The 24,719-nt window shown below is 62.2% G+C and carries 17 protein-coding genes; 4 read left to right on the top strand and 13 right to left on the bottom strand.

The features are described from left to right. Window positions 1-687, top strand: a 687-nt coding sequence (gene recA / locus ACFCU0_RS06435; RefSeq protein ID WP_434972842.1) for a recombinase RecA, incomplete at its 5' end; no start/stop codon positions are given. A 147-nt stretch (window positions 688-834) separates the two neighbouring features. After that, on the top strand, window positions 835-1,671 hold the full coding sequence (locus ACFCU0_RS06430; protein ID WP_434972841.1) for a phosphatase PAP2 family protein: 837 nt from the start codon (window positions 835-837) through the stop codon (window positions 1,669-1,671). Window positions 1,672-1,740: 69 nt separating this feature from the next. Here ACFCU0_RS06430 and ACFCU0_RS06425 read toward each other — a convergent pair whose 3' ends face one another. The 7 genes from ACFCU0_RS06425 to ACFCU0_RS06395 all read right to left on the bottom strand — a co-directional run bounded on the left by ACFCU0_RS06425 (window position 1,741) and on the right by ACFCU0_RS06395 (window position 12,537). After that, window positions 1,741-4,107, bottom strand: a complete 2,367-nt coding sequence (locus ACFCU0_RS06425; RefSeq protein WP_434972840.1) for a fibronectin type III domain-containing protein — start codon at window positions 4,105-4,107, stop codon at window positions 1,741-1,743. A 79-nt stretch (window positions 4,108-4,186) separates the two neighbouring features. Beyond that, window positions 4,187-4,693, bottom strand: coding sequence for a 5-(carboxyamino)imidazole ribonucleotide mutase (purE, locus tag ACFCU0_RS06420; RefSeq protein WP_434972839.1), 507 nt, complete (start codon window positions 4,691-4,693; stop codon window positions 4,187-4,189). Window positions 4,694-4,738: 45 nt separating this feature from the next. Further along, window positions 4,739-5,890, bottom strand: coding sequence for a 5-(carboxyamino)imidazole ribonucleotide synthase (locus tag ACFCU0_RS06415; protein ID WP_434972838.1), 1,152 nt, complete (start codon window positions 5,888-5,890; stop codon window positions 4,739-4,741). Between the two features lie 26 nt (window positions 5,891-5,916). Further along, a complete protein-coding gene (locus ACFCU0_RS06410) occupies window positions 5,917-8,967 on the bottom strand; it encodes a DNA translocase FtsK 4TM domain-containing protein (RefSeq protein WP_434972837.1) in 3,051 nt (1,016 codons plus the stop codon). A 219-nt stretch (window positions 8,968-9,186) separates the two neighbouring features. Beyond that, window positions 9,187-9,963 (bottom strand): 2-phosphosulfolactate phosphatase, encoded by a 777-nt coding sequence (locus ACFCU0_RS06405; RefSeq protein WP_434972836.1) that lies wholly within the window; start codon window positions 9,961-9,963, stop codon window positions 9,187-9,189. A 155-nt stretch (window positions 9,964-10,118) separates the two neighbouring features. Next, on the bottom strand, window positions 10,119-11,237 hold the full coding sequence (gene gcvT, locus ACFCU0_RS06400; RefSeq protein ID WP_434972835.1) for a glycine cleavage system aminomethyltransferase GcvT: 1,119 nt from the start codon (window positions 11,235-11,237) through the stop codon (window positions 10,119-10,121). A 187-nt stretch (window positions 11,238-11,424) separates the two neighbouring features. Beyond that, on the bottom strand, window positions 11,425-12,537 hold the full coding sequence (locus ACFCU0_RS06395) for a prephenate dehydrogenase/arogenate dehydrogenase family protein (RefSeq protein ID WP_434972834.1): 1,113 nt from the start codon (window positions 12,535-12,537) through the stop codon (window positions 11,425-11,427). Between the two features lie 127 nt (window positions 12,538-12,664). Here ACFCU0_RS06395 and ACFCU0_RS06390 point away from each other — a divergent pair, with 127 nt between their 5' ends. Further along, window positions 12,665-13,441 (top strand): rhomboid family intramembrane serine protease, encoded by a 777-nt coding sequence (locus tag ACFCU0_RS06390; protein ID WP_434972833.1) that lies wholly within the window; start codon window positions 12,665-12,667, stop codon window positions 13,439-13,441. Window positions 13,442-13,563: 122 nt separating this feature from the next. Further along, window positions 13,564-14,265 carry a hypothetical protein gene (locus tag ACFCU0_RS06385; RefSeq protein ID WP_434972832.1) on the top strand — a complete coding sequence of 234 codons (702 nt, stop codon included), beginning with the start codon at window positions 13,564-13,566 and terminating at the stop codon, window positions 14,263-14,265. 113 nt (window positions 14,266-14,378) lie between these two features. Here the strand turns inward: ACFCU0_RS06385 and ACFCU0_RS06380 are convergent, their stop codons facing one another. The 6 genes from ACFCU0_RS06380 to ACFCU0_RS06355 all read right to left on the bottom strand — a co-directional run bounded on the left by ACFCU0_RS06380 (window position 14,379) and on the right by ACFCU0_RS06355 (window position 24,565). Further along, window positions 14,379-16,964, bottom strand: coding sequence for an ATP-dependent Clp protease ATP-binding subunit (locus tag ACFCU0_RS06380; protein WP_434972831.1), 2,586 nt, complete (start codon window positions 16,962-16,964; stop codon window positions 14,379-14,381). A gap of 632 nt (window positions 16,965-17,596) precedes the next feature. Then, complete coding sequence (locus ACFCU0_RS06375) at window positions 17,597-17,956, bottom strand: HesB/IscA family protein (protein WP_434972830.1); 360 nt, start codon at window positions 17,954-17,956, stop codon at window positions 17,597-17,599. A 129-nt stretch (window positions 17,957-18,085) separates the two neighbouring features. Then, window positions 18,086-19,873 (bottom strand): lamin tail domain-containing protein, encoded by a 1,788-nt coding sequence (locus ACFCU0_RS06370; RefSeq protein WP_434972829.1) that lies wholly within the window; start codon window positions 19,871-19,873, stop codon window positions 18,086-18,088. 165 nt (window positions 19,874-20,038) lie between these two features. After that, window positions 20,039-21,433, bottom strand: coding sequence for an amidohydrolase (locus tag ACFCU0_RS06365; RefSeq protein ID WP_434972828.1), 1,395 nt, complete (start codon window positions 21,431-21,433; stop codon window positions 20,039-20,041). A gap of 313 nt (window positions 21,434-21,746) precedes the next feature. After that, window positions 21,747-23,912, bottom strand: a complete 2,166-nt coding sequence (locus ACFCU0_RS06360; protein ID WP_434972827.1) for a hypothetical protein — start codon at window positions 23,910-23,912, stop codon at window positions 21,747-21,749. Between the two features lie 143 nt (window positions 23,913-24,055). After that, entirely contained in the window at window positions 24,056-24,565 is a 510-nt protein-coding gene (locus tag ACFCU0_RS06355; protein ID WP_434972826.1) for a sodium:calcium antiporter, read from the bottom strand. Window positions 24,566-24,719 lie beyond the last annotated feature (154 nt).

Raw genomic sequence — 24,719 nt, 5'->3', positions numbered from 1 at the left:
CTCGAGATCGCCGACACGCTGGTGCGCTCGGGTGCCGTCGACGTTCTCGTGATCGATTCCGTTGCGGCCTTGACCCCGCGCGCGGAATTGGAGGGCGAGATGGGCGATAGTCTGCCGGGTCTTCAGGCGCGCCTCATGAGTCAGGCTTTGCGCAAGCTGACGGGCTCGATTTCGAAATCGAATTGCCTCGTCATTTTCATCAACCAGATCCGAATGAAGATCGGGGTCATGTTTGGGAGCCCGGAAACGACGTCCGGCGGTCGCGCGCTGAAGTTTTACTGCTCTGTACGCTTAGACATCCGTCGGATCGGTGCCGTCAAGGACGGGTCGGACGTGGTTGGTAATCGCACCCGCGTTCGCGTTAAGAAGAATAAGGTCGCCCCTCCGTTCCGGGAGGCGGAGTTCGACATCATCTACGGGGAAGGCATCTCGTCCCTTGGTGAGTTGATCGACCTCGGAACGGAGCACGACATTATTGAGAAGCGCGGCTCCTGGTATTCCTACGAGGACGACACCATCGCGCAGGGCCGGGAGGCGACGAAGGAGTGGTTGGACGAGAATGAAGAAGAGCGCGAAGAAATCAAAACCGCGATCCGCCACAAACTGGGGATGCTCTCGGAGGAAGAGGAGAAAGCCATGAAGGCCAAGGAAGACGACGGTGACGGAGACGAGGAAGACGATTCTTGACGGTACGTCCTCTGTATAACGATCTGTATACCGATTGGACACGTGATGCCGCGTGCCTCTGAATAGGGGTAGGCGGCATCGTCGTGTACGTGCTCCCGCCCGCGTTCCTTCATACGTCCTGTGATGGTTTCAACCCTGCCTAGCTCCATGCAGCATCTTTTACCGTACCTGCTCGCTCTTACGCTGCTTGGTACGGCCGTCCCGGATGTCACCGCCCAACTTCGACAAGACCGTACCGAGTCGTTACGGTCCCGTTCGGTTGCCGCGAGCAGAGGAATGATGCATCATGGCGGCGAGGTTGCCGGGACACCGGGGACGGCGCCCCGTTTCACGGCCTTCTGCGATCGTGATCTGACCAATGCGTCCCTGGACCGTCGGGGACTCGCAGCTGTCTACTGCGCGGATGCAGGTGGTGTCCGCGTGCCTCTGAATCTGGCGCACCGAAGTGCATATCCGGTCTTCTACGGGGCGGTGCCTGCGGGATGGACAGCTGCGTGGGTGTTTCGGGATGACAACGACTATCGAGACGTTTACCGCTTGACGCTGACGCAGGCCACGACGTTTGCAACGGTGTTCACGCTCAAGCGAGTCATCGGGCGACCTCGCCCCTACATGACGGTTGCCGGCGTGTCGTCGCGCGCCGGTTCCTACGGGCGGGACAAGAAAAACGGCCGGTACGTCTCCATGCCGTCAGGGCACGCATCGCTGTCGGTTGCCCTGGCAACATCGTGGAGTTTGTCGCACCCTCAGTGGTATGTCATCGCGCCGACCGCGATCTGGTCCAGCGGCGTAACACTGAGTCGTCTGTATCTTGGTGTGCACTACCCTTCGGACGTGCTGATCGGGGCACTACTCGGCGCGGGGATCGCCACGTCAATCCACCTCCTGCGCGACGTTATCACGCCGGCCTTTGTAAGACCGGACGATGCCGCACCAATCGGTGCGACTGCGCCAATGATGCCGTTGCTCCGAATATCGCTCTGAACGCAGCGTACCGGTTCAGGCCGAACGCCGAACCGATGGGCTCTGACTGTACGCGCGGCGTTCGGAAGGTTATCTAACGATGGAGATCGGTCGGGTTGCACCTCCCGTGTCGCCGAGGGCGCGAATGAAGTAGCGACCGGAACTGAGTCCGCTAAGGTCGAGATTCGTGACCGCACGCGCCTGATCGCCATCAATGACGTCATCGAAAACGACCCGCACGCGGCGTCCGAGAACATCGTAGATGGCGACCCTCACAGTCTGTCGCTCGGTCGTGGCAACCCGGAAGCTAACCGCGTCGGTCACGCGGCTCGGGGAGGGAGGTGTAAGCACGAGTGTCGAAGAAGCGATCGCCCGATTCTCGTCTGTCGTGCCCAGCGGCGACACGTTTCCTTTGTTATCGATCGCACGAACACCGAAGAAGTAGGGCGTGTTCGGCTCCACGTCCACCACGACCATCTCCGTTTGTCCAGGGCCGACGGGTGTGGTGGGGCTCTGAACGGGCGTAGCGTCTTCAAAGTCGCTCAGATTGGTGATCGGCTCAACGGCAAACCGGACCTGGTAATCATCAACCGGACGCACGTTCTGGTCGTCGCCAGGCGCGGTCCAGGTCAGGCGGACCTGCTTGGCATCGCGATCCGCAATCGTGGCCTGCAGGTTCTCCGGCCGTGCCGGCGGGATTTCGTCAGGTAGCGGGGTTGGTGAAGGTGTGCTCGTTCGCGACGACGCGTTGAAGTTGTCGTCGATCGCCTTCACCGAGAAGTAGTAGCTCTGCTCCGGGACGAGGGACAGCGTGAGCGACTCTATCTCTCCCGGAGCACTCGGTGAACCGCTGAAGTTCACGCGCGAGGCGGCGTTGAACTCCGCCTCGGTGGTGATGGGCGTGCTTGCGTAGCGAACGTCGTAGGCATAGACGGCGGAGGCGCCGTCGGCGTCGTCACTTGGGGCGCCCCAGGAGAGGGTAACCTGCCCGACGGTCGGATCGGTAGCCACCGTTAGATCCGCAGGCGCAGAGGGAGGAGTGGTGTCGTCCGGGTCGAGCGTTTTGCGACGGCCGTCGATCGTGACCGCCCCCGTGTCGTCCGGGTCGAGCCAGTCGCTGAGTCGCGTATCAGGCGTCCCCCCGCCGTCCCACGCTTCAGAAATGCGGCCGTACCAGTCGGCGCGGTCATTTCCGCAGGCAGCGAATCCGCCCGAGAGAACCCCGACGACGCGTTGGTTCGTGTCGTACAGCGGGGATCCAGAGGAGCCGTTCTCCGTGGTTCCGTCATCCCAGTCCTCGACGCGAATGTGCGTGTCGCTGTTCGCGGCGCCATCTTCGGTGTAGCCCGTAATCGTGGTCGGATCGTACTCGAAGCTGATCCGCTTTCCGTCACCGGCCGGGTGGTGGATTGTGACCGCTTCGGTCGGGGCGTCGCCTTCAATGGACCACCCGTTCAGAAACACGTTGTAGGACAACGGAATGGCATTGTTAAGCTCGACGAGGGTGACGTCCGGTGCCCCGCTGATGTCGCCAAACGAACCAAAGTTGCCGTACGACATCCGGAGCTCGGATCCGCTGAGGGTCTGGTCATTCGGATTGTCGTTCGTGACGGTGCCGCTTGCCGTGCTTCCGGGGGAGCGGCAGGTCTCGTTCTGGTAGTTGAAGTAGAACACCATCGAATTGGCGCTCGACTCGGAGGAGACGCAATGCTCTGCGGTGAGCACGTACGGCCGGACCGTTGAGATGTCCGTCGTGTTCACCAGCGATCCGGTGCACACGCCGGAGCCGCCGCCGGAAGAAAATGTATAGCGGACGACCGAATTGACCTGGTCGCGCCAGGGGTCGGCAATCGAACACGCCACGTCGATATTGCAGGCGCCGGACTTGTTGTAGCGTCCGGCCAGTGCAGCGTCCAGATCGCGGAACCCGTGCACGATCGTCGTGACCTCGATGTTGAATGCCTCTCGTTTAGACGATGGCACCACGGCCTCCATAAAGAAGGACGAGCCGTTGACGTAGGGCGTCCAGTACGTGCCCGATGTCCAGGCGTCCGCTCGGATGGGTCTACGCTTCGGTTTATAGTCCGTGCCGTACACGAATACGTCCGAGTCGGGGGGAATCGAGCCGTCGAGTTCGGCGGACACGTTCACGGCCTCTGGCGACTCGATCCGTACGCGCCACAGCCAGCGTCCGTCGGGAAGGCGCGTCCATGCCCCGTTGGATGAGCTTCGGATGGACACATCCCGGTTGATGCCGTACAGGACGGGTCCGCCGTCCTCCGTGGTGCGTGCAGCCTCCAGGTCGGACGTGGGCAGCGACGTCAGACGAACGGAGGGTACCTCCTGCTGTGCGAGGGGCGTACCAAAGAGCCGCTCGGATGGAGGAGAAGCCGGCTGGGCGATGGCGCCGACCGTGGTGACAAGCACGAGAAGGAGTACGGTGGCCAGGTGCTTCATGACGATGAGGACGAACCGGGAGGAAGGAGGGGAAGGAACCGGGGACTGATGACCGGCGCTTGTGGGTCGACGAAATCGGTTACAGGGACGAGTGAGACCGGACGCGCTCGTCCATGTCCTCCACTTTTCGGATGAGCTGCTGCTTGTACTCAAGCATGCGTCCCATCAGATCAGGGTTGGCCGTGGCGAGGATTTGCACGGCGAGCAGGGCGGCGTTTTCCGCGCCGTTGATCGCCAGGCTGCCGACCGGTACGCCGCCGGGCATCTGGACGATGGAGAGGAGCGAGTCAAGCCCGTTCAGCTTGCTGGTTTTCACGGGCACACCGAGAACGGGAAGCGGTGTGCTTGCAGCGATCATGCCGGGCAGGTGGGCAGCGCCGCCTGCTCCCGCGATGATGACCTTCAGACCACGCTCGTGGGCGGACTCGGCGTATTCCTTCATCGCGGCCGGCGTCCGGTGAGCCGAGAGCACCCGCATCTCGTAGTTCAGGTCGAAGGTGTCGAGCAGTTCAGCGGCGTCCTGCATGACGGGAAGATCGGACTCGCTTCCCATGGCGATTCCGATGGCGGGCGTCGAATCTGACATAGAGCGGGAGGGCAAGGGTGGAGAGGAAGGAATAATCGGTGTGACTCATAGCTGAATCGCGGCAGCGGCGTCTTCGGCGCGGCGACGGACGTCGTCTGCGTCGCCACCGATCACGGTGACGTGGCCCATCTTCCGGTTCGGGCGGACGTGTGGTTTTCCGTAAACGTGGACCGCGGTGCCGGGGATGCTGAGCGCCTCGGTAAGGCCCGTCGTCCGGGGCGGGTGCCCGTCGCGGTGCCCCAGCACGTTGACCATCACAGCCGCGTCGGCCCGAAGCTCGGGGTTTCCGAGGGGCCAGTCCAGGATGGCCCGGATGTGGTTCTCAAACTGGGAGGTGTGCGCGCCCTCGATTGAGTAATGCCCGGTGTTGTGCGGCCGAGGAGCCAGTTCGTTGACGAGGATCTCGTCGTCCTCCGTTTGGAAGAGTTCGACCGCGGTCAGTCCGACGCCGTCGACAGCGTCCACGGCCGACGCGGCGATCTCGCGAGCTCGTGCAGCCACGTCGGGGGAGATTGGTGCCGGAACGACGACCGCGTGGCACCGGTGGTCCCGCTGGACGGTGTAGGCGACGGGGTACGTGACCTGCTGGCCGCCCGGACGTCGCGCCACCTGGACGGCGAGTTCGCGTTCGAAGGGGACGAAGGCTTCAACGAGGGCACCGTCGTCTGCGGATAGGTCGGGCCACGCCCGACGGAGAGCGGCTTCATCCTCGACGGTCGCGTTTCCATATCCGTCGTAGGAGCCGCGAAACTGCTTGAGAACGACGGGATAGCCGAGCTGCGACGCCGCATCCACCGCGTCGGAAAGGGTGCGACAGCAGGCAAACGCGGGCAGGGGAAGCCCTGCCTCGGCCAGCGTTCGGTTTTGCACGCCCTTGTCCTTGATGAGGTCGAGCGTGGACGGACTGGGCCGAAGGGCCACCCCGTCGGGGAGCACGTCTGCCATTTCGGCCGCCGGGGCCCACTCGCTTTCAACCGTGATGACGTCGCATCCCGACGCGAACGATCGGAGGACATCGGCATCCGTCCAGTCGTCCGTGCGAGCATCGGAGAAAAACTGCATCGGGCCGGCATCTTTGGGCGACAGGAGTCGCGTCCGCACGCCAAGCTGTTGGGCGGCCGCAGCCATCATCTTCCCGAGTTGACCGCCACCCAGAATTCCGACGGTAGGGAAGGATTGGGACGATTCCGAGGGCATGTCAGAAGGTGGTTAGCGGGGGAGAGCTATTCGTCGTCATCCTCGCCAGAGAGGAGGCTGTCAAGCTGATCTTCGTCATCGACGAGCACGTCGCGAGCTTTGGTGCCATTGAACGGACCGACGATTCCGGCTTCCTCGAGCTGGTCGACGATGCGTGCGGCTCGCGTATACCCAACCGCGAGCTTGCGCTGCAACAGCGATACCGAGCCCTGCTGACGTCGAACGATGACGCGTGCCCCTTCCTCGAAGAGATCATCGGTGTCTTCCACGCCGAGTGTGACGTCGGGGCCGTGCCCGGCGTCTGACAGGGAGGGAAGTTCGTATGCGCCGCGGCCCGGCTGATCTGCGATGAAATCGACGATCCGTTCGACCTCCTCGACCGAAACGAAAGGCCCCTGCAACCGAATCAGCTTGCTTCCACTGAGGTACAGCAGGTCGCCATTACCCACGAGCCCCTCTGCGCCGATCTGGTCGAGAATCGTGCGGGAGTCCACGCGGGAGGCGACCTCGTACGCGATCCGGGAGGGGAAGTTGGCCTTGATGAGGCCGGTGATCACGTCGACCGATGGCCGCTGGGTCGCGAGCACCAGGTGGATGCCCACCGCACGCGCCATTTGTGCCAGACGAGCGATGGGACCCTCAATCTCTTTTCCGGCCGTCATCATCAGGTCCGCCAGTTCGTCGACGACGACCACAATGTACGGCATGTGCCGGTGCCCGTCTTCGGGGTCGAGGGCGCCGTCCTTGAACTTCCGGTTGTACGCCCGGATGCCACGCACGCTGGCCTCGGAGAGGAGGTCGTAGCGTTCTTCCATCTCCTTTTCGCACGACTTCAGGACGCCGAGGGCTTCGTCCACATCCGTCACGACCGCGTCGGACAGGTCTGCGGGTCGAGCGATGAAGTGATCATCGAGGTGCGAGTATTGCTGAAGCTCGATCTTCTTCGGATCGATGATGACGAACTTCAGGTTCGACGGATGGCAGGCGTAGAGAAGCCCGGTCAGGAGCGTGTTGAGGCCGACGGACTTGCCCGACCCGGTCGCGCCGGCGATCAGGAGATGCGGCATCTTTGTCAGGTCCGCGAGAAAAACTTCGCCCTCGATGCTCTTGCCCAGAGGGAACGGCAACTCCATCTCCGTGTCGCGGAATTTGGCGGTGCCAATCACTTCCCGGAGGCGGACCAGCTCTCGATTGCGGTTGGGAATCTCGACGCCGACGGCGGACTTGCCGGGGATGGGGGCGATCATGCGGATGCCCTGCGCGGCCATGGCCATCGCAAGATCGTCCTCGAGCGACTTGATGCGGCTGACTTTGATGCCCGGGGCAGGGGTGAGCTCGTAACGGGTGACCGTCGGGCCAACGACCGCTTTGATATCCTGGATCTCGACATTGTATGTCTCGAGCTTGTCGAGGAGGATCCGCTTGTTTTCTTCGAGTTCGTCCCGATCCACGCTCCGGTCCGACTCCTGCGACGCATCCAGCAGATCGATGGACGGGGCGGAGTACGGGACCTCTTCCGGGACGTCGGCCGGCCGCTCGATGTCGTCTGCCCGTTCCTCCTCGACCTGTTCCTGCACGTGCAGCTCGACGTCGCGCACGGAGTCGGCTTCGGCATCATCGGCCCGATCGTTATCGCCGTCACGCGCAGCCGTCACATCCGACGTGTCATCCGGCACCGGGACGTCCAGATCGACGACATACGGATCGTCCTCTTCGTCGTCCCCGTCAAGCTGCTCCTCGACCCGGTCGAACGCCTCGCTGAAGTCGGCCTCCAGCTCGTCGACGTCGACGTTCGCGTCCTCCCCCGAGTCGATCTCGCCCGAACCTGTCGCATCGTCTCGGGCGTCTGCTTCGTCCGGGTCTTGTGAGGCATCGGCCGCGTCCGAATGGTCCTCGGTCGATCCATCCGGGCCGTTGGACGTCTGGGTGTACGCAGAGCGCAGCCGGTCTCGGAAGAGATCGTTGCGGATCGTCATACCCGGAGAGGAGGAGGTGGGGCCGTCGCCCGCGTCGGATTGAGGCACGTCAGACGAGGCAGAGACCGACGCCGCGTCCTCTTCCTCGAGACTCTTCTCCGGAGCCTCTCTGGCGGGCCCTTCTTCGGACGGCGGTGAAGGCGGCGGCTCCGGCGTCTCGACATCAGATGCGGAAGCAGACGACGCGTCCTTCAGCCGTGCGCGCCGGGGCGATGTCTCCGATGGATCGGACGTGGGGGCAGATGCGGCGGCGGTTTCGGATGTGGTTTCCTCCTCAATCCGCGCCCGGTGGGCATCCGCTTTGCGCCGCTTTTCCTCCTGCTTACGTCGCTCTCGTTCGATTTCGGCCTGCCGACGTTCACGGGCCGCTTCGCGCTCTTTCTCGCGCTCAGTTCGCTGTGATTGCCGTTCCGCCTTTCGCCGGGCCCGCCTTTCCGCCCAGTCCATGTACCGGGTCCGGATGCGTTCGCGGAACGTTTTGAAGAAGTCCACGACGCGATCGATCGACCGTTGAATGTCATGGTCGACGACCAGCAGGAGCATCACGGTGCCCGCAAGCAGCAGGAGGATAAACGACCCCGTAACCCCGAAAATCCGCTGCATCCAGCCGGCGGTGCCAACGCCGACGGCGCCCGCCCACGTTAGCAGGCCGTTTTCCGTTTCCAGCGTGTGCCCGAACCATCCAATCAACGTCGCGGCGACGAATGCTGACACGGCGGTCAGGCCGGTCGGGTAGATCAGGCGCCGCGGATCGAGATGGCGGAAAATGGCGAACCCCCAGACGAGGAGGAGACCGGTCAACGAAATTACGGTGTAGCCGAGAAAGCCCGGGACCATGACCCGGGCGAGTTCTGCCCCGACAATGCCCAGCGCGTTCCGTACGCGGAACTGAGCCTGGTGGTCGGCCGGGTTGACGATCGCGTCCCCGAGCGAGATGGCACGGGCAATGGCGTCGTCTTCCGGCTGATACGTGACGAACGCGAGCGTTAGGAGAAGGGCGAAGACCATCAGCACGAGACCGAGAACCTCGAGCTTGCGCCGCGTGGAGATCGCGGGTGCACCCTTCTTCTTCGATTTCTTTTTCGAGCCCGTGGAGGCCATACCGCAGTGGGAACCGATTCATTCGACCGATACGCCGCGCTCCGGACAGGGCACGGCGACACCGGCATGTGCGCTATATGTTAACCTCGTGAGCCGCTGCCAAAGATACAAGCTGCATCTGCTGAGCGCTCGATCTTGACACTGGCCCGCCCGTCATCTGGGGCGTCGCGATGGCACACGTCCACCGCGACAGAGAGCCGCCCGAACAAGCTCATCGCGTCATGCCGTGCCGCGGGCTGCGTCCCCGTCCCCGGCCAACGGGGCCGACGCGAGGTCTTCGTAGAGGACGAGGCGGTTGTCGGTATAATAGGGAAGAACCGGGAGAGCGTCGACCTGGAAGCAGTAGTCGACGTCATCTGAGTACCCGCGATCCACGAGGTTCTGCGCGTGATTCGCGCGGCGGAGCGCGGCCCCGACGTCGTTTCGATCCGTATGGAATAGGGTAAAGGCCGTGTGTGCAGAATCGGTTGCAGCGTCCGGCTCAACACCGTCCCACAGCCGCTCCAGCATCAGCCCCGCGCAAAGGGTATCCTCCAGCGACAGGCGGTTCTGGCGGCCCGCGCAAATGATGGCGACGTCGCGTCCCGCCTCGCGGATAAAGTCGACGACCCGCCCGGCATTCAGAAAGCAGCCCGCCACGAGGTGACTGGCGGTCCGCGCCCGGCTCAGCGCTTTGGTACCGTTGGTGGTGTTGAGAATCACGTCCCGATCTTCAACCTGCTCCCGGGAGTACTCGAGCGGCGAATTGCCGAGATGGTACCCTTCAATTTTCTCTGCGTCGCGTTCTCCACCGAGCCGATACACGTCCGGATCGAGGTTCGCGGCAATCTTGCTGGCCTCCGCCATGTCCGGAACCGGCATGACCGCCCGAGCGCCGTTCTGCAGGGCAGTGGCGATCGTCGAGCATGCGCGGAGAACGTCGATGACGACGACGCTGCGATCGCGTACGTCGTCTTCAGTGACGTTCGAATGCGTCAGAAAAACTTCTACGTCCATCGGGATGGAGAGAGGAATTGAATAAGCGTCAGCCGGATGTCCAGCGCGGCTGGACGATCGGCCGTCGAAATCAGACTATCAGGGTACGGGTCATGGCGCGCGCAGACCATGAACAGGAGGTTAGTTCTCCCATCGGTTCCGGATTCGCCTGCATCTTACTCCGATGTATGAAGCGGGGGCTTTCGAACCTCAATTCGAAACGGACGCCGCCCGCCAATTCGTAGTGCGGTCCCCGCTTCGGTGTACTGCGGGTCGTTGGGCACGTAGCCGAGCCCGATACCCGTCTCCAGGACGGGGGACTGCGATCCGCTGGTCACCACGCCGATCGCTTCGCCGTCCGGCGTCTCGATCGGGTAATCGTGGCGAGGAATGCCGCGTTCGGTCGCGACAAAGCCAATGAGCTTGCGTGCCGGCCCCTCGGTGTGGATCGCCTGAAGCGTATGCCGCCCGATGAAGTCGCCCGCGTCCAACTTGACGACCCATCCGAGACCCGCCTCGTAAGGGTTCGTTTCGTCCGTGATATCATTTCCGTACAGGCAGTATCCCGCCTCCAATCGCAGCGTGTCCCGTGCGCCGAGGCCGGCCGGCTTCAGACCGTGGGCGTCGCCCGCTTCCAGCAACGCATCCCACACGGTCCGGGCATCGTCGGCCGGGACGTAGAGCTCGAGGCCTTTTTCTCCCGTATATCCCGTCCGTGAAACGATAGCGGTATCCAGATCCATGAATGCACCGTCGTGCGCCTCCAGAAAGTGATAGAACTTCAGGTCGTCAAGCGGTTTGTCCACGAAAGGCTGAGCGATGTCGAACGCCTTCGGTCCCTGCAGCGCGAGAAGCGCGAGGTCGTTACTGAGGTCGATCAAATCCGCCTCCATCGGGTTGTTTGCCCGCATCCACGAAATGTCCTTCTGGATGTTGGACGCGTTGATCACGAGCAGGTACGACTCCTCGGAGCGGCGGTAAACGAGCAGGTCGTCAACGATGCCGCCGTCTTCACGACACATGACCGTGTACATCGCCCGGCCGTCGTAGAGTTTGCCGGCGTCGTTCGTAACGAGGTGCTGGACGAAATCGAAAGCCGATGGTCCACTCACTTCCACCTCGCCCATATGGCTCACGTCAAACAGCCCGGCCGCTTCACGGACCGCACGATGCTCCTCGATGATGGAGGAATACTGCACCGGCATGTCGAAGCCGCCGAAGCCCATCATTCGGGCTTCGAGTTCAATGTGAGCGTCGTGGAGAGGCGTGTATTCAAGCGTGTTGGGCTCGGCCATACGGTACGGGTGAGTCGGTGAGAATCGAGGCGACAGTACAGGTCCAGCGCGGGCAACTTTTATGATAGGTGTCGGCTCCGCGCAAGTCAACGAATCCCCTTTGATTTTGTCCTGCAGGGACGTCCGGTCCATCGGCGGCGATCGCTACCGATTTCACGCGGAAAGGCGATCAGGGTGCAGCAGTGGATCAGTCGAGCCGGCGCGCCTTATAGTCCGACGCGTTCAACGCGTCAACGGCCGCGTCTGCTGTCTCCGCGTCGTCGAAGCCGAGGCGGAATGTGCCGCCAGTACCCTCCCGAAATTTCAGGAGTTCGACGTCCTTCACGTTCAGGCTTTCCTCTGCGAGGACGCCGGTCACGGCATGCAGTTCACCGGGCCGATCGGGTGCACGGACGAGGATGTCGTAGAGCGGCTGCAGAAAGCCTTTTCGATCACGAGGAATCGAAGACCGTGCTTTGCTGGACTGCTCGAACGCGTCGTTCAGAGCGTCCACGTCGTCCTCGATCAGTCGATTTCGAAGGCTCTGAATGGAGCGGGCGAAGCCGCCGAGCGCGTCCAGAATTTGGCCCTGATTGCCGACGATCACGTCCCGCCACATCGAAAACGGCGAACTGGCAATTCGCGTCATGTCCCGAAACCCACCGGCGGCGAGTTGCCGCGCCATGTCGTCGTCCAGGTCATCAACCACGTTCATCAGCGCCACGGCGAGGAGCTGGGGTAGATGGCTGACCCAGGCGGCGATCCGGTCGTGCCGGGAGGCGCGGAGAACGAGGGGATGGGCACCTGTTGCCTCGATCAGGTCGATGGCGGGGGAGAGGCTCCCGGAAAGCTCCGACTCGTCGACCCCGTCGGGAAGGCAGACGACGTAGGCTGCGTTTTCAAACAGCAGATCATCCGCTGCGTCGATGCCTGAAGACGCCGATCCCGCCATCGGGTGACCCCCGATGAAGTGGACGGTGTCCGGAAACGCGTCCTTCGCCTGCTCCATGACCGGTGTTTTGACCGAAGCCACGTCTGTCACCACGGTGCCTTCGGTCAGGTCGCCGCCTATGTCTTCCATGAGTCGGATCGTGGTTCCGAGCGGGGTGGCGAACACCACGACATCGGCGGATTCGACGGCGGTGATGGGATCGGCGGCGCGCTCATGAATTGCACCACGCTCGTAGGCCCGGTCCAGCACGTCCGGACGGTCATGGCCGATGATGGTGGCATCCGGCCGACGCTGCGTCCACACAAGGCCCAGCGAGCCGCCGATGAGTCCCGTCCCGAGGATGGCGATGCGTGGTGATGAGTCTGTCATACGAGTCTGTTGGAATGATAGAACTGCGATGCACTCGCGTGGTACATCCTACCGGTCGGATCGTGCCGCCCACTAGTCGGTTCGGTCGTGCCAGACTGCTCCCCCGTATCCAACGCATCCGTTCTTCATGCTCATTCCGATCGGAGACGACGACCGTCGCCTGGCAGGACCGGCGTTTGTGACGGTCGGGCTTGTTATGGCAAACCTGCTGGCGTTTTTTCTCTGGCAAGGTGCGGGAGCGAACCAGGTCGCAATGTACGGCTGGAGCGTGATCCCGGTGGAGATCACGCAGGGCGTCGACCTCGTCCAGACGCAATATGTCAACACAAACGGTCAAAGCGTGCCAGTTCCGCAGGCGCCCGGGCCGACTCCCGTCTATCTGACCATCCTGACGGCGATGTTTATGCATGGGGGATACGCGCACCTGTTTGGTAACCTGCTGTATCTTTGGATCTTCGGGGACAACGTCGAACACCGCCTCGGCGGACTCCGCTTCCTGGGTTTCTATCTCTTCTGCGGGGTGGCCGCGACACTAATCCAGATCGCCATCATCCCCGATGGCGTGATTCCAAACCTGGGTGCATCGGGCGCTATTGCCGGGGTGCTGGGCGCGTACATGGTCTTCTACCCGAAAAACCGGGTCCACGCTCTGTTCGTCTATGTGATCATCTCGGTGCCGTCCATCATCGCGATCGGACTGTGGATCGCCTTTCAGTTTTTCAACGGCTACGGTGCCCTGATGGAAACGCAGCAGTTCGCCGGTGTCGCCTACGGGGCACACATCGGCGGTTTCGTGACGGGGGCAGTGCTTGCAGGCGTGATTCGACTTGCACGACCGGTGGATCGTCGCCCCCCTGTCCACCCGCAGGGAAAAGAACACCATGGGGACGCGTTTCGCACGTAGCGTCTCTTCCGTGGATGGACCCCGTCGCCCTTGCGGCGTCCAGGCATCAATTCCGTGTCAGCACCGCGTCGGGAACGCTGAGAAACCTTTCCGCATCATTTTCTGAAGCAGATCGCCCATTTATGCCGGATTCTGAGCCCGTCGTTGCTCTATGGAGCGGTGGCAAAGACGCAATGTGGATGCTCGAAACGATGTACGACGACGCGAGCGTCTCCGTGTCGGCCCTTTTGACGACGGTCGTGGAAGGGACCGATGCGGTCACGACCCATGGAACCCCTCTGGACTTGATTCGGCGCCAGGCCGACCGGCTTGATCTGCCGCTGCATGTCATGCGGGTGCCGCCAGAGCCGTCGAACGAAACCTATGAGGCGGCGCTGGAACGGTCGCTTGCCCCGGTCCGGAGCCGGGGGATCACCACCGTCGCCGCCGGCGATCTTCACCTGGAAGAAATTCGATCGTATCGGGAAAACCTCTTCCGCCGACTCAATATGTCCGTCCGCTTCCCGATCTGGGGAACGGACCCGGATGAGGTCGCGCGACATCTATTGCAAAATGGAACGCAGGCGATCGTCGTGAGCGTGGACACCTCGCAGTTAGACGGTTGTTACGCAGGTCGACGCTATGATCAGGCGTTTCTCGACGATCTTCCCGACGCAATTGATGCCTGCGGGGAGAATGGGGAGTTTCATACCTTCGTGTCCTACACCTCGTCGTTCGGCTCACCCATTGCAGTGCGGGTGGCGGACATTCATGGAACGGGGCGGATGCGGTATGCGCGCCTGGAGGAAATCAACCGGACGGAGGAGGGGGTAGCCACAGCATAGGGACGGACAACGCTGCACGCACGTAGAGATTGGGCCGGAGATAACAAACGCCCTCCCGTCGCGAGACGAGAGGGCGTTTCATGTGCGGGTATTAAGGGTGGGGAAGAGCGAAGTTACTCTTCTTCCGCGGCCGGTGCTTCCGGGGACTTCTCCTCGGAATCGTCGGCAGTGTCTTCGGCTTCTGCAGCCGCACCATCCTCAGAGGGTGCTTCCCCGTGCTCGATGTCGAAGGCGAGTTCTTCCTCCTCGTCCTCGTGGGTGAGGACGACAGTGTCGCCTTCGCCCAGATTCTTGTTTAGGAGCGCCTCAGCAAGCGGGTCCTCGACGTACTTCTGCAGGGCCCGCCGGAGCGGCCGTGCGCCGTACTTCGGGTCGAAGCCCTTGTCTGTGAGAAACTCCTTCGCCGACTTGTCGAACTCGACGTTGAGGCCGAGCTCTTCAGCCCGGTCGAAGAGATCCTCCGACATGATGTCGATGATCTCGAAGATGTTCTCCTTGTTGAGCGGGTGGAAGACGATAACGTCGTCGATCCGGTTCAGGAACTCCGGGTTGAAGACGTTCTTGAGCGCGTCCTGGACGGTGGACTTCATCGTGTTGTAGTCCATGTCCTCGGTTTCCTTCTGAGAGAAACCGATGCCCTTACCGAGGGACTTGATGTCCTGCGTCCCGATATTGGACGTCATGATGATAATCGTATTCCGGAAGTCGACCCGGCGGCCGAGGCCGTCCGTGAGGACGCCGTCGTCGAGTACCTGAAGCAGGATGTTGAACACATCCGGGTGCGCCTTCTCGATCTCATCAAGCAGGATGACCGAATACGGCTTGCGGCGGACCTTTTCCGTCAGCTGTCCACCTTCTTCGTACCCGACATACCCGGGAGGCGCACCAACCAGACGGCTGACGCTGAACTTCTCCATGTACTCGCTCATGTCGATGCGGATGAGCGAGTCCTGCGAGTCGAAGAGGTACTCCGTCAGCACTTTGGCAAGCTCCGTCTTACCGACGCCCGTGGGGCCGAGGAAGATGAACGAACCGATGGGCTTCTCCGGATCCTTCAGCCCGGCACGGGTGCGCCGGATCGCCTTGGACAGCTTCTGAATCGCTTCGTCCTGACCGACGACGCGCTCCTTGAGCGTTTCCTCCATCTGGAGAAGCTTCTTCTTCTCCGGCTCGGAGATTTTATCGACCGGAATCCCGGTCATCATCGCCACGACCTCCGCGATGTTCTGCGTGGTGACGTCGTGGATCTCGGTGTCGGCTTTCTCTTCCCACTCGGTCTTCGCGTCCTCGAGTTCTTCTTGGAGCGTCTTCTCTTTGTCGCGGAGACGAGCGGCTTCTTCGAACTTCTGGCTCTTGACAACCTGGTTCTTCTCCTTCTTGACGTCCTCGATCTTCTCCTCGAGGTCCAGGATTTCCTGAGGCACCTTAATGTTCGACAGGTGCACGCGCGCCCCGGCCTCATCCATCACGTCGATGGCCTTATCGGGCAGGAAGCGATCGGTGATGTACCGATCGGACAGCTGCACCGCCAGTTCGATGGCCTCGGTGGAATACTGGACGTTGTGGTGCGCCTCATAGTGCTTCTTGATATTCTCCAGAATATTGATCGTCTCCTCCGGGGTGGAGGGGTCGACGATGATCTTCTGGAAGCGGCGGTCGAGCGCCCCGTCCTTCTCGATGTTCTGCCGGTACTCATCGAGCGTCGTCGCACCGATGCACTGCAGGTCCCCGCGAGCGAGGGCCGGCTTGAACATGTTGGACGCGTCAAGGCTGCCCGAGGCGCCGCCTGCGCCCACGATTGTGTGAATCTCGTCGATGAAGAGGACGACCTCAGGGCTCTTCTCGAGCTCCTTCATAACGGCCTTCATCCGCTCCTCGAACTGCCCACGGTACTTCGTGCCGGCAACAAGGGACGCAAGGTCAAGCGTCACAATACGCTTGTCGTAGAGAACGCGACTGACTTTGCGCTCCACGATGCGCATTGCGAGGCCCTCAGCGATGGCGGTCTTACCAACGCCGGGCTCTCCAATGAGGACCGGATTATTCTTTTTGCGACGGCTCAGAACCTGAGCCACGCGTTCGATTTCCTTCTCGCGACCGATGATGGGGTCGAGTTCGCCTTCCTCGGCGAGTTCCGTAAGGTCTCGACCGAAGTTGTCGAGTACAGGAGTCTTGCTCTTCTCTGCCATGCCACTGCTTTCTTTTCCGTATCCCGATGACAGGCGCCCGCCGGAGCCACCGCTGGTGCTGGACGACGCCTTTCCGCTGATGATCGAGTCGAGCTCATTCCGAACGGCGTCGTAGGTAACCGAAAACCCCTGTTGTAAAATCTGAGCGGCGATATTTTCATTGTCGCGCAGTAAACTCAGCAGCAGATGTTCGGTGCCGATGACGTCGCTCTTGTAGAGCTTGGCCTCCAGGTAAGTGATTTTGAGCACTTTCTCGGCCTGCTTCGTCAGCGGGATGTTCCCCACTGAAAGGGCATTACCCGTGCTGCGGACCGTATCCTCCACGGCCTTCTTCAGCTTGAGCAGATCACATCCGAGGTTTCGGAGAATCTTGACTGCAATTCCCTCACCTTCCCGGATGATGCCGAGCAAGAGGTGCTCTGTTCCGATGTAGTCGTGACCGAGCCGGATCGCCTCCTCGCGGCTATACGAGATGACTTCTCGAACACGGTTTGAGAAGTTTCCTTCCATACTAAATGGTTTTCCAGGGTCTCGCGCACTCGCAGGGGGCTGCAAGCGCGGGCACGAGGGGAAAATCTGAACGTTGCAGGTAGCGGCTTACGCGCCGAAAGCGCACCGGCCTGCACACGTGACTACACAGCTTCCGCATCCGCCGGCGCGGGGGAAGCCCGCGGCTCTCTCCAGCGACTCCCGTGACGCCGGCATCCGGCATCGGTCGGGTCCGCGCGGTCGAAGAGGCGGGGTAATCAGCGTCATCGCACTAACCGTGCCCTTCCGCGCACTGTTCCTGCGTCCCCTCGTGCCTGAAGGGGATGAAAACGTCGATTGTACGTCGCTCAGCAGGATACAAACGTCCCAATCACGATCGATCGGGAGACGCGACATCGCGGCGGCGTCGCCGAAAATAGCGGGATGGGGGGCGCTGACGACGATCCCGGTCGGTATCATGGCAGGGCCGCCGGCGTGCCTCCCACTCTAAACAAAGACGAACGGCGACCCTGATGGGTAGGCCGTCCGCCTGCGAAGCGCCTGTAATAATGTCAATACGTACCCGGCTGTGCGCACAGAAAGGGGAAGCCGGTGCACACCGCTGGAGGTGCACACCGGCTTCTACAGACCGGCCGGACCGGTTTGCTAAGGCCTCAGGATGCGAAGCTCGCGCCGCATCCGCACGTTTCGGTGGCATTCGGGTTATCGAACGTGAAGCCACGCGCATTCAGCCCGTCATGGTAGTCGATCATCGTTCCCATCAAGTATAGGCCGTGCCGCTTATCCATGAAGACGGGGATGCCGTCGATGTCAAATTCGGAATCGTGCTCACGTTGTTTGTCGAAACCGAGCACGTAACTCATACCTGAGCAGCCACCGCCCTTCACGCCCACGCGCAGACCATAGCCATCGGGAATCTTCTTGGTCCGCATGATCTTGCGAATCTCTTGGGCGGCCGTGGAACTCATCTCGATGGGGGCGTTGGCCGCGGTCTTCGTTGTTGCTTCCGCCATGACGGGAGGCCGAGTCGTTTGCTTCGAAAGGGGTACGTGACGCCGGGTCGGGACACCCGGCCTGCTGCCAATCCGATACCGTATATGTGGCAACACTGTTCCGTTCGGGTCCGGCGCTGGCGGTCCCATTTAGCGGCCGCGCGCCACGACGACCGGTACGCGTGCTGTCTGGATGGACGCACCGTCGATATCCACCGATTCGAACAGGATAATGTAAATCCCCATCCGGACGGCCTGCCCGGTGTCGGTTCGACCGTCCCATAAGATTTCCCCCGCCGATGCCGATCGCCGAGTGTCGACAAGGGTGCGTACCGGTCGACCGTGTGCGTCAAAGATTCGTACGCGAAGGGTCCCCGCCGGCTGACGTAGACGATATTGGATGCGTGTGGCACCGTCCCGCTGTATGCTGAAAGGGGAGGGGGAGACCGAAACGGCTGCCGCGGAAGAAGGGGAGGCCGGCAAATTCACCTCGTTCGCGCGACCGGGCGTACCCCCGTCGGGGTGAGCGCTGGACGTCCAGGTTTCGGCCCGGTTGCTCCTCGCCGCGGCGCTGATCCGGGACAGCGAGACGCCGTCCGTGGACGCGAGGTCGGAGACATGCCAGGCCGGATCGTACCGGACGCTGTCGAGTAGGGTGCCGGTCGCAGTTCGCAACAATATGCTGCGACCGGAATTGCGGAGGCGAAGACTGGATGCCGGCTCCTCGAACCGCACCGCGTCCACGTCGGACGATGAGGGAAACGCCTGATGCAGGGACGACAAGCGGGTTGCTTGCGTATCGCCCGGAAGGTCGCCGGCAGCATACACCAGGGCATATCGGCCCGGAGCAAGGGCAATCCGGCGGTTCACGGTCGCCAAGCGGTCACGATCACCGTGTTCGTCCGCAGCACCCGTCAGCACGATGCGGTGGAGGGTCAACCGGCGATCCGACGTGTTCAGCATCTCCACGTATTCGGTCTGATCGGGCCATCCGTCGTAGGCATTCGTCCGGGGATCATACATGATCTCGGTGATTCGCAGATGTCCCGCGTCGGGCTGAAGCGCGACGGAGATGGTGTCCGCCGCGCGCCGGTTGCCCGTCCGATCCCTCAGCCCAACGGCTCGAACGGTCATGGCCTGGGTCGCCCCGGCGAGTCGCGTCGACAGGACGAGACGGATGGTGCGCCCATCGTCTGAGATCGTCACTTCCCGGACCGACCGGTCTCCAACCTGGAAGACGGACGCGTCCACGCCTTCCGTCTGAACGCTTTCACTCATGAAAATCTCCAGGCGGTCTGACCCGTCCGCGGACGGTGAGATCTCTTCTGCGAAGACCATGAGCGGTGCCTCGGTATCCGGGTCGAAGCGCGTGTTGCGCTGTCCGGGGGAGGCCGTGGCGGTGGACGGGAGAAAGTTGAACTCGGCTGATGGCGCGTTCGGGTCAATCCGTTCGAGGGAGACTCCCCGCTGCAGGTTGGCTCCGTACGTTACCCGGTCTGAAATCTCCGTTCCGATCCGGATGAATACATCGTCGCCTCCGTTGTTGAGACCCTCCCAGCCCGGCGGCGCGATCACTACAGCGGCGGCGTTCTCCGTTTCCCACAGATCGGGAAACGCTCGCGCTGCGGCGACAGAGTCGCGGACCAGGACGAGGTACTGCCCCGGTTCGACCACGGACGTCACATCCGGGCGGCCCGACGGGAGCACGAGATCGTAGTCTTCATTTCCGTCGGCGTATGCAACGTTCGTGAGCGGAACGGACGTACCAGAGCGGTTCAGAATCTCGATGAACTCAGCCTGGGTATCGTCCGGGGCTGCATGGATCTCGTTCACGATTAGCGGGCCGAAGGGATATGGCGTATCGTCACGCGTATCTGCCGACAAGGCGGAACCCGTGAAAAACGGCATCAGCAGCAGTCCCACGATCGAAAAGAGCATGCTGAGACCCTATAAATGATTAATTAAACAGTTGTATTAATAATTATATATAAAACACTAACGATAGGCAAGCGGAAAAAGAAAAGCCGCCCCGATGTAGGGTCGGCCGGGTGCGTCGTTGCGGCGCGGGTCACTGCCGATCGGCGCGATAGTACGGCGATTAATTTAGTGCTGCCCGTTTTCTGATGGGGGGGCACTGGTCGATGCATTCGCGTTGAATGCGGGGCGCTGGCGGTCGGACCGCGGCTGCGTCTCCGGCAGCGACACGCCGTCGAGGTCGTAGCCTTCTCGTTGGAACGGGCTGGACTGCTCCATCAACGCCTCATTGCCGAGATGGTCGATCAGGCTGCGGGCCATTAGTCGGGCCGTCGGCGCGAGCGGGCGTTCGTCGATGTCGAAGTGGTGATGGTGAAGGGGGAAGCTGGTCTTCGGGCTGGAGCTGGTGCCGACCCGAATGAACGCTCCGGGCAGCTCTTTGAGGTAATAGGCGAAGTCTTCGCCGCCCATGCTCGACTGCGGAATCTGGTAGATGGCCTGCTCGCCGAACAGGTGGTCGATGCTGTGCGCCACGTTTCGAACGGCGCGTTCATCGTTAACGACAGGGGGCGCCCCGTTTTCGAAATCGAGCTCCACATGGGCGTCGTACATTCGCCCGAATTCTTCCGCCGTCCGGCGCATGTGGCGGCGAATCGTCTCCCGGTCCGCCTGGTTGATTGTGCGGAGCGTGCCGCCGAACTGAGCCGTTTCGGGGATCACGTTGTGCGCATCTCCGCCCTGCATCCGACAGATCGTGAGAACGGCGGCATTGCGCGCATCCGTCACGCGCCCGGTGAGCTGGTAATACTGGGTCATGATCTGGTTCGCGATCCAGACCGTGTCGGCCCCTTCGTGGGGGCGGGCGGAGTGCCCGGTGCCCTCCTGCCGCACGTACACGTCGAACCGGTCGGAGGCAGCGGTGACCGGTCCCGTAAGCAGGCCATAGCGGCCGACGTCGAGCGTGGGATCCACGTGAATGCCGTACACGGCCTCAAGGCCGTCCAGCACTCCAGACCGGATCATGAGAGGGGCTCCGCTCGGCAAGCCTTCTTCGTTCGGCTGAAAAAAGACGCGTACCGTGCCTGGGATCTGATCCCGCATCTCGTTCAAGATCAACGCAACGCCGATGCCCACGGAGGTGTGGGCGTCATGGCCGCAGAGGTGGGCGACACCGGGGTTCTGTGATCGGTAGGGAACATGCTTTTGATCTGAGGCCGGGAGGGCATCGATGTCCGCGCGATAACCGATGCGGTGAGCACGGCCGTCCACCGTCGCTTTCGTTCCCTCGATATCGACGTACAGACCGGTACCGGCCACTGGCCCGGTCACATCGAGACCGTAGCCTTCCAGCGTGCGCCGAATGAACTGAGATGTGCTATGCTCCCGCATTCCGACCTCCGGGTTCATGTGGAGGTGGCGCCGAATTGCAATGAGGAGCCGGGCAAGCGTCGCTTCATCGGCAACGACGTCGGCGACGTGATCCGGCAGTTGAGCAATGTCGACGGGAGAAACGCGGGATGGCATAAGGGAACAGATCTGTGCGCGGATACAAGTCGACCCTCATTCCGGTGCGTTCCGGCCGGGCGGCCGGTTCGGCATCACCCGGTGAAACATGAAGGGTTCCGATGGTCTGACGCCTGGTAAGAATCGTATAACCGTATACGTTACCGCCTTCCGGTAGATTCGACCCTGAGGGGCAGATTCAGCGAATGCCGTCATGAGTACCGTGCACGCGGCTGGACTCCAGTTTTCCTGGTACGGCCCCCAAGCGTGCCAGGCAACCTGTTCCTCGTGCAATGACCACACCGCGACACCGGCTGGCGCGTCCTTGATTTCTCTACACCAGCCCGAATCGTTTCCGTAGTGTCCATTCGCCCGCGAGACAGGTCAGGATGAGGGCGAGGAAAAGAAGGGTTCGCCAGAGTTCGGTTTCCTGCTCCTCTGTTACGGTCCTCGGGCTGAATCCGGCGGATTGCCGGACCACTTCCGGCAGTCGACCTGCGTCGGATGCAGTCAGAGCGTCGCCCCCGCTGCGTTCGGCAATTTGCCGCATGAGCGCCGGGTCGGCCCGCGTTTCGCGATACTCGATCGTCAGCGTGCCCACTGAAAACGTCCCACGATCCGTACCGAGCGATGCGTCATTTCGCTCCGCGGCGGCTTCGTAGGTGTACGTGCCTTCCGGCAGCGCGCCCACGTCGAGGGTGTATTGCCCATTTCCGGCCGGTTCCATCGAGTGGGGGTACTCGTTCCCGTCATCGGCTGTGATGGTGACGGCAACGGACGCATCGCTGATCGGCTCCTGGCTTTCATTATACACCTGACCGGTGAACTCGACACGCTCTCCGCCCGAAAACATGTCCTGAACGGGGGAGACGCGAACCGGTCGTGTGTCCTCCCTCGCAGCAACCCACCGCACCAGATTCGAGACGACACCGGGCCAGACGGCCCGGGCCGCTGCGAGATCGTCGGGGAGATTTGTCCAGCGCCACGTCCCGGACGCAAGAATGGCGGCCGACCGGCGGCCGGATCGACTCCGAACGACGACGGCGGGGTTGTCGATCTGCATCCCACGCACCTGAAGGGTGGCAAGCACGCGCGCATCCGGCGACGCGCTCCAGCGCGTCTCGTTGTACCGAAGCGGTGGCAGCTGTTCCCATGGTGCGGTGCCAGCATTCTCGACGTCGAGGATCGGGTGCCGAAGCCCGCGAGCTGTCGGCGTAATCAATGCTTCGATCGTTGATGTCCTGATTTGCTCCGGAGCGACAGGCAGTGCGTCGGCGACCGATGAGAGCCGACCGAGATCTGTGTTCGGTTGCATCGCAAATACGACCGGAACGCCGTCGGTGACGGCGTCGACCACCCGTTGGAGATCGCCATCCGAGACCGTCGGACTGGGATACCCGACGAGTACGATCACGTCCATGTCTGTGAGATCGTCCGGGAGCGATCCCTCGTAATACTGTCCGTCCTTTCGAGCAACGCGCGCGGTCAGGTCCGTATTTTTATCCCGGGAAAGGACCCGCCGAAAGGCGCCCACATCGGGCGAGGGTGCGCCTGCCAGCAGGAGGACCCGGCGCTTGCTCTCGAGCACCCGCACCGTCTGCGTCGCGGTGTTATTTCGCTCGGTGGCCTCACCGGGCAGTGGCGTGACCGCGACGGTGAGGGTCTGAAGTCCGGCGGTCTCCGGCGTCATCGACAGGGTTACGGTGCGCTCCGACGTGCCGGCCGGCAGACGAATGGTCTGGTCATCCAGGGTGGTACCGTCCTGGATGAGGCGGACGGTCACCTGGTCTCCAGCGGCCTGTGCGGCGCGGAGGGCGACCTGGACGGGCATTTCGCTCCCGACGTACGCGAGATCGTTGGCTGTGACGCGGCGGATCTGGACGTCTCGCGCCCCGGTCGTATCACCGAGCGTGACGGTGTGAATCGGGACGGTGGAGCGCTCCGCGACGTAAAGGGGGTTTCGACCGGCGTTGTACCGGCCGTCGGACAGGAGGGCGATCGCCCCGAGATTCTCGCCCTGGAATTCTGATCGAACGGCGTCAAGCGCTGCAGAGAGACTGGTGCGCTCGCCGTCGGTGCGCAGCGAGTCGAGGGCGCCAGCGAGGGGCCCGATGTCGCGAAGGGTTTGGTCGAACGCGAACACGCGTACGTTGCCATCAAGCGTGCCGGCCGACGAAAGAATCGAGTGAACGGCTTTGTGAGAGCGGTTTCCCGTGCCGGTCGTATCTGCTGTCCCGGCGGTTACCCGCAGGCTCTGCGTGTCATCGACCATGATGGCGAGGATGGGAGCACGCTCCGTGTTGCTGATCCGCTGAACGACCGGTTTTGCGAGCAGGAAGAGAATCGCCGTCAGGGCCGTGAAGCGGAGGGCGGCCGGCACAACGCGTCTCCACCCGGAGAGCGGAGGAACGGTCCGGCGGTAGCTCCAACCGGTCAACGCTCCCGCGGCGAGGATGCAAACGAGGAGCAGAATCGGCGAGTATCCGAAGGAGAACGACATGGGGGTCGGCGGAGGAAGGAGTCGACAGCGCCGATCGTACCCATGGATCGGCGGGCAGGTTCACGTGCAGCGGGGTGGAAACGAACCGGGACAGATCCAGGCGCCGGGGTGACGGAAGAAATGCAGCGGCCGGCTGTTCTCGTTTAGACGGTCCAGATGACGATGTAGGTCATGTAACTCAAAAAGGTTGCGAGGAGAACGCCGCCCTCCAGCCGGGTGATTTCGAAGCGTGTCCAAGCAATGGGCAGGAGCATGACGCAGATGCCGAGCATCACCGGAAAGTGGATCGTAAGCGTGGACGGCTCGACGTCGAGCGGCGACATGATGGAGACGGTGCCGACGACGAACAGCACGTTGAGGAGGTTGGAGCCGAGAATATTGCCGACGGAGAGATCCGCTTCGCTCTTGATCGCCCCGACCATGGACGCGGCGAGTTCGGGAAGACTGGTCCCGATGGCGACGATGGTCAGGCCGATGATGATCTGGCTGATTCCTAGGCTCCGCGCGATGTCGACGGCGCTGTCGACCATGAAGTGCGCCCCCAGGGCGAGGCCGATGGTGCCGCCGACGAGGAACGCGGTTTTCATCAGCGTCGTGTCGGTCGGGGACGACGTTTCGATGTCGTCGTCGTCCACGTCCATTTCGTCCATCATGCTCTGCGCCGTCGCGTTATTCTGCGCGTCGTAAAGCAGGTATCCGATGATGCTCGGTGCGATGGTTGTTTTCTACGTGATCTCCCTCGACGGGACGATCAGTCGCACGGACGGCATCTTCCTCGTTTCCTGCCTCGCCGGTTTCATCGGATAC

The sequence above is a fragment of the Longibacter sp. genome, assembly GCF_051155795.1.
Taxonomy (GTDB): Bacteria; Bacteroidota; Rhodothermia; order Rhodothermales; family Salinibacteraceae; genus Longibacter.
This window is presented reverse-complemented; position numbering and strand designations above follow the sequence as displayed.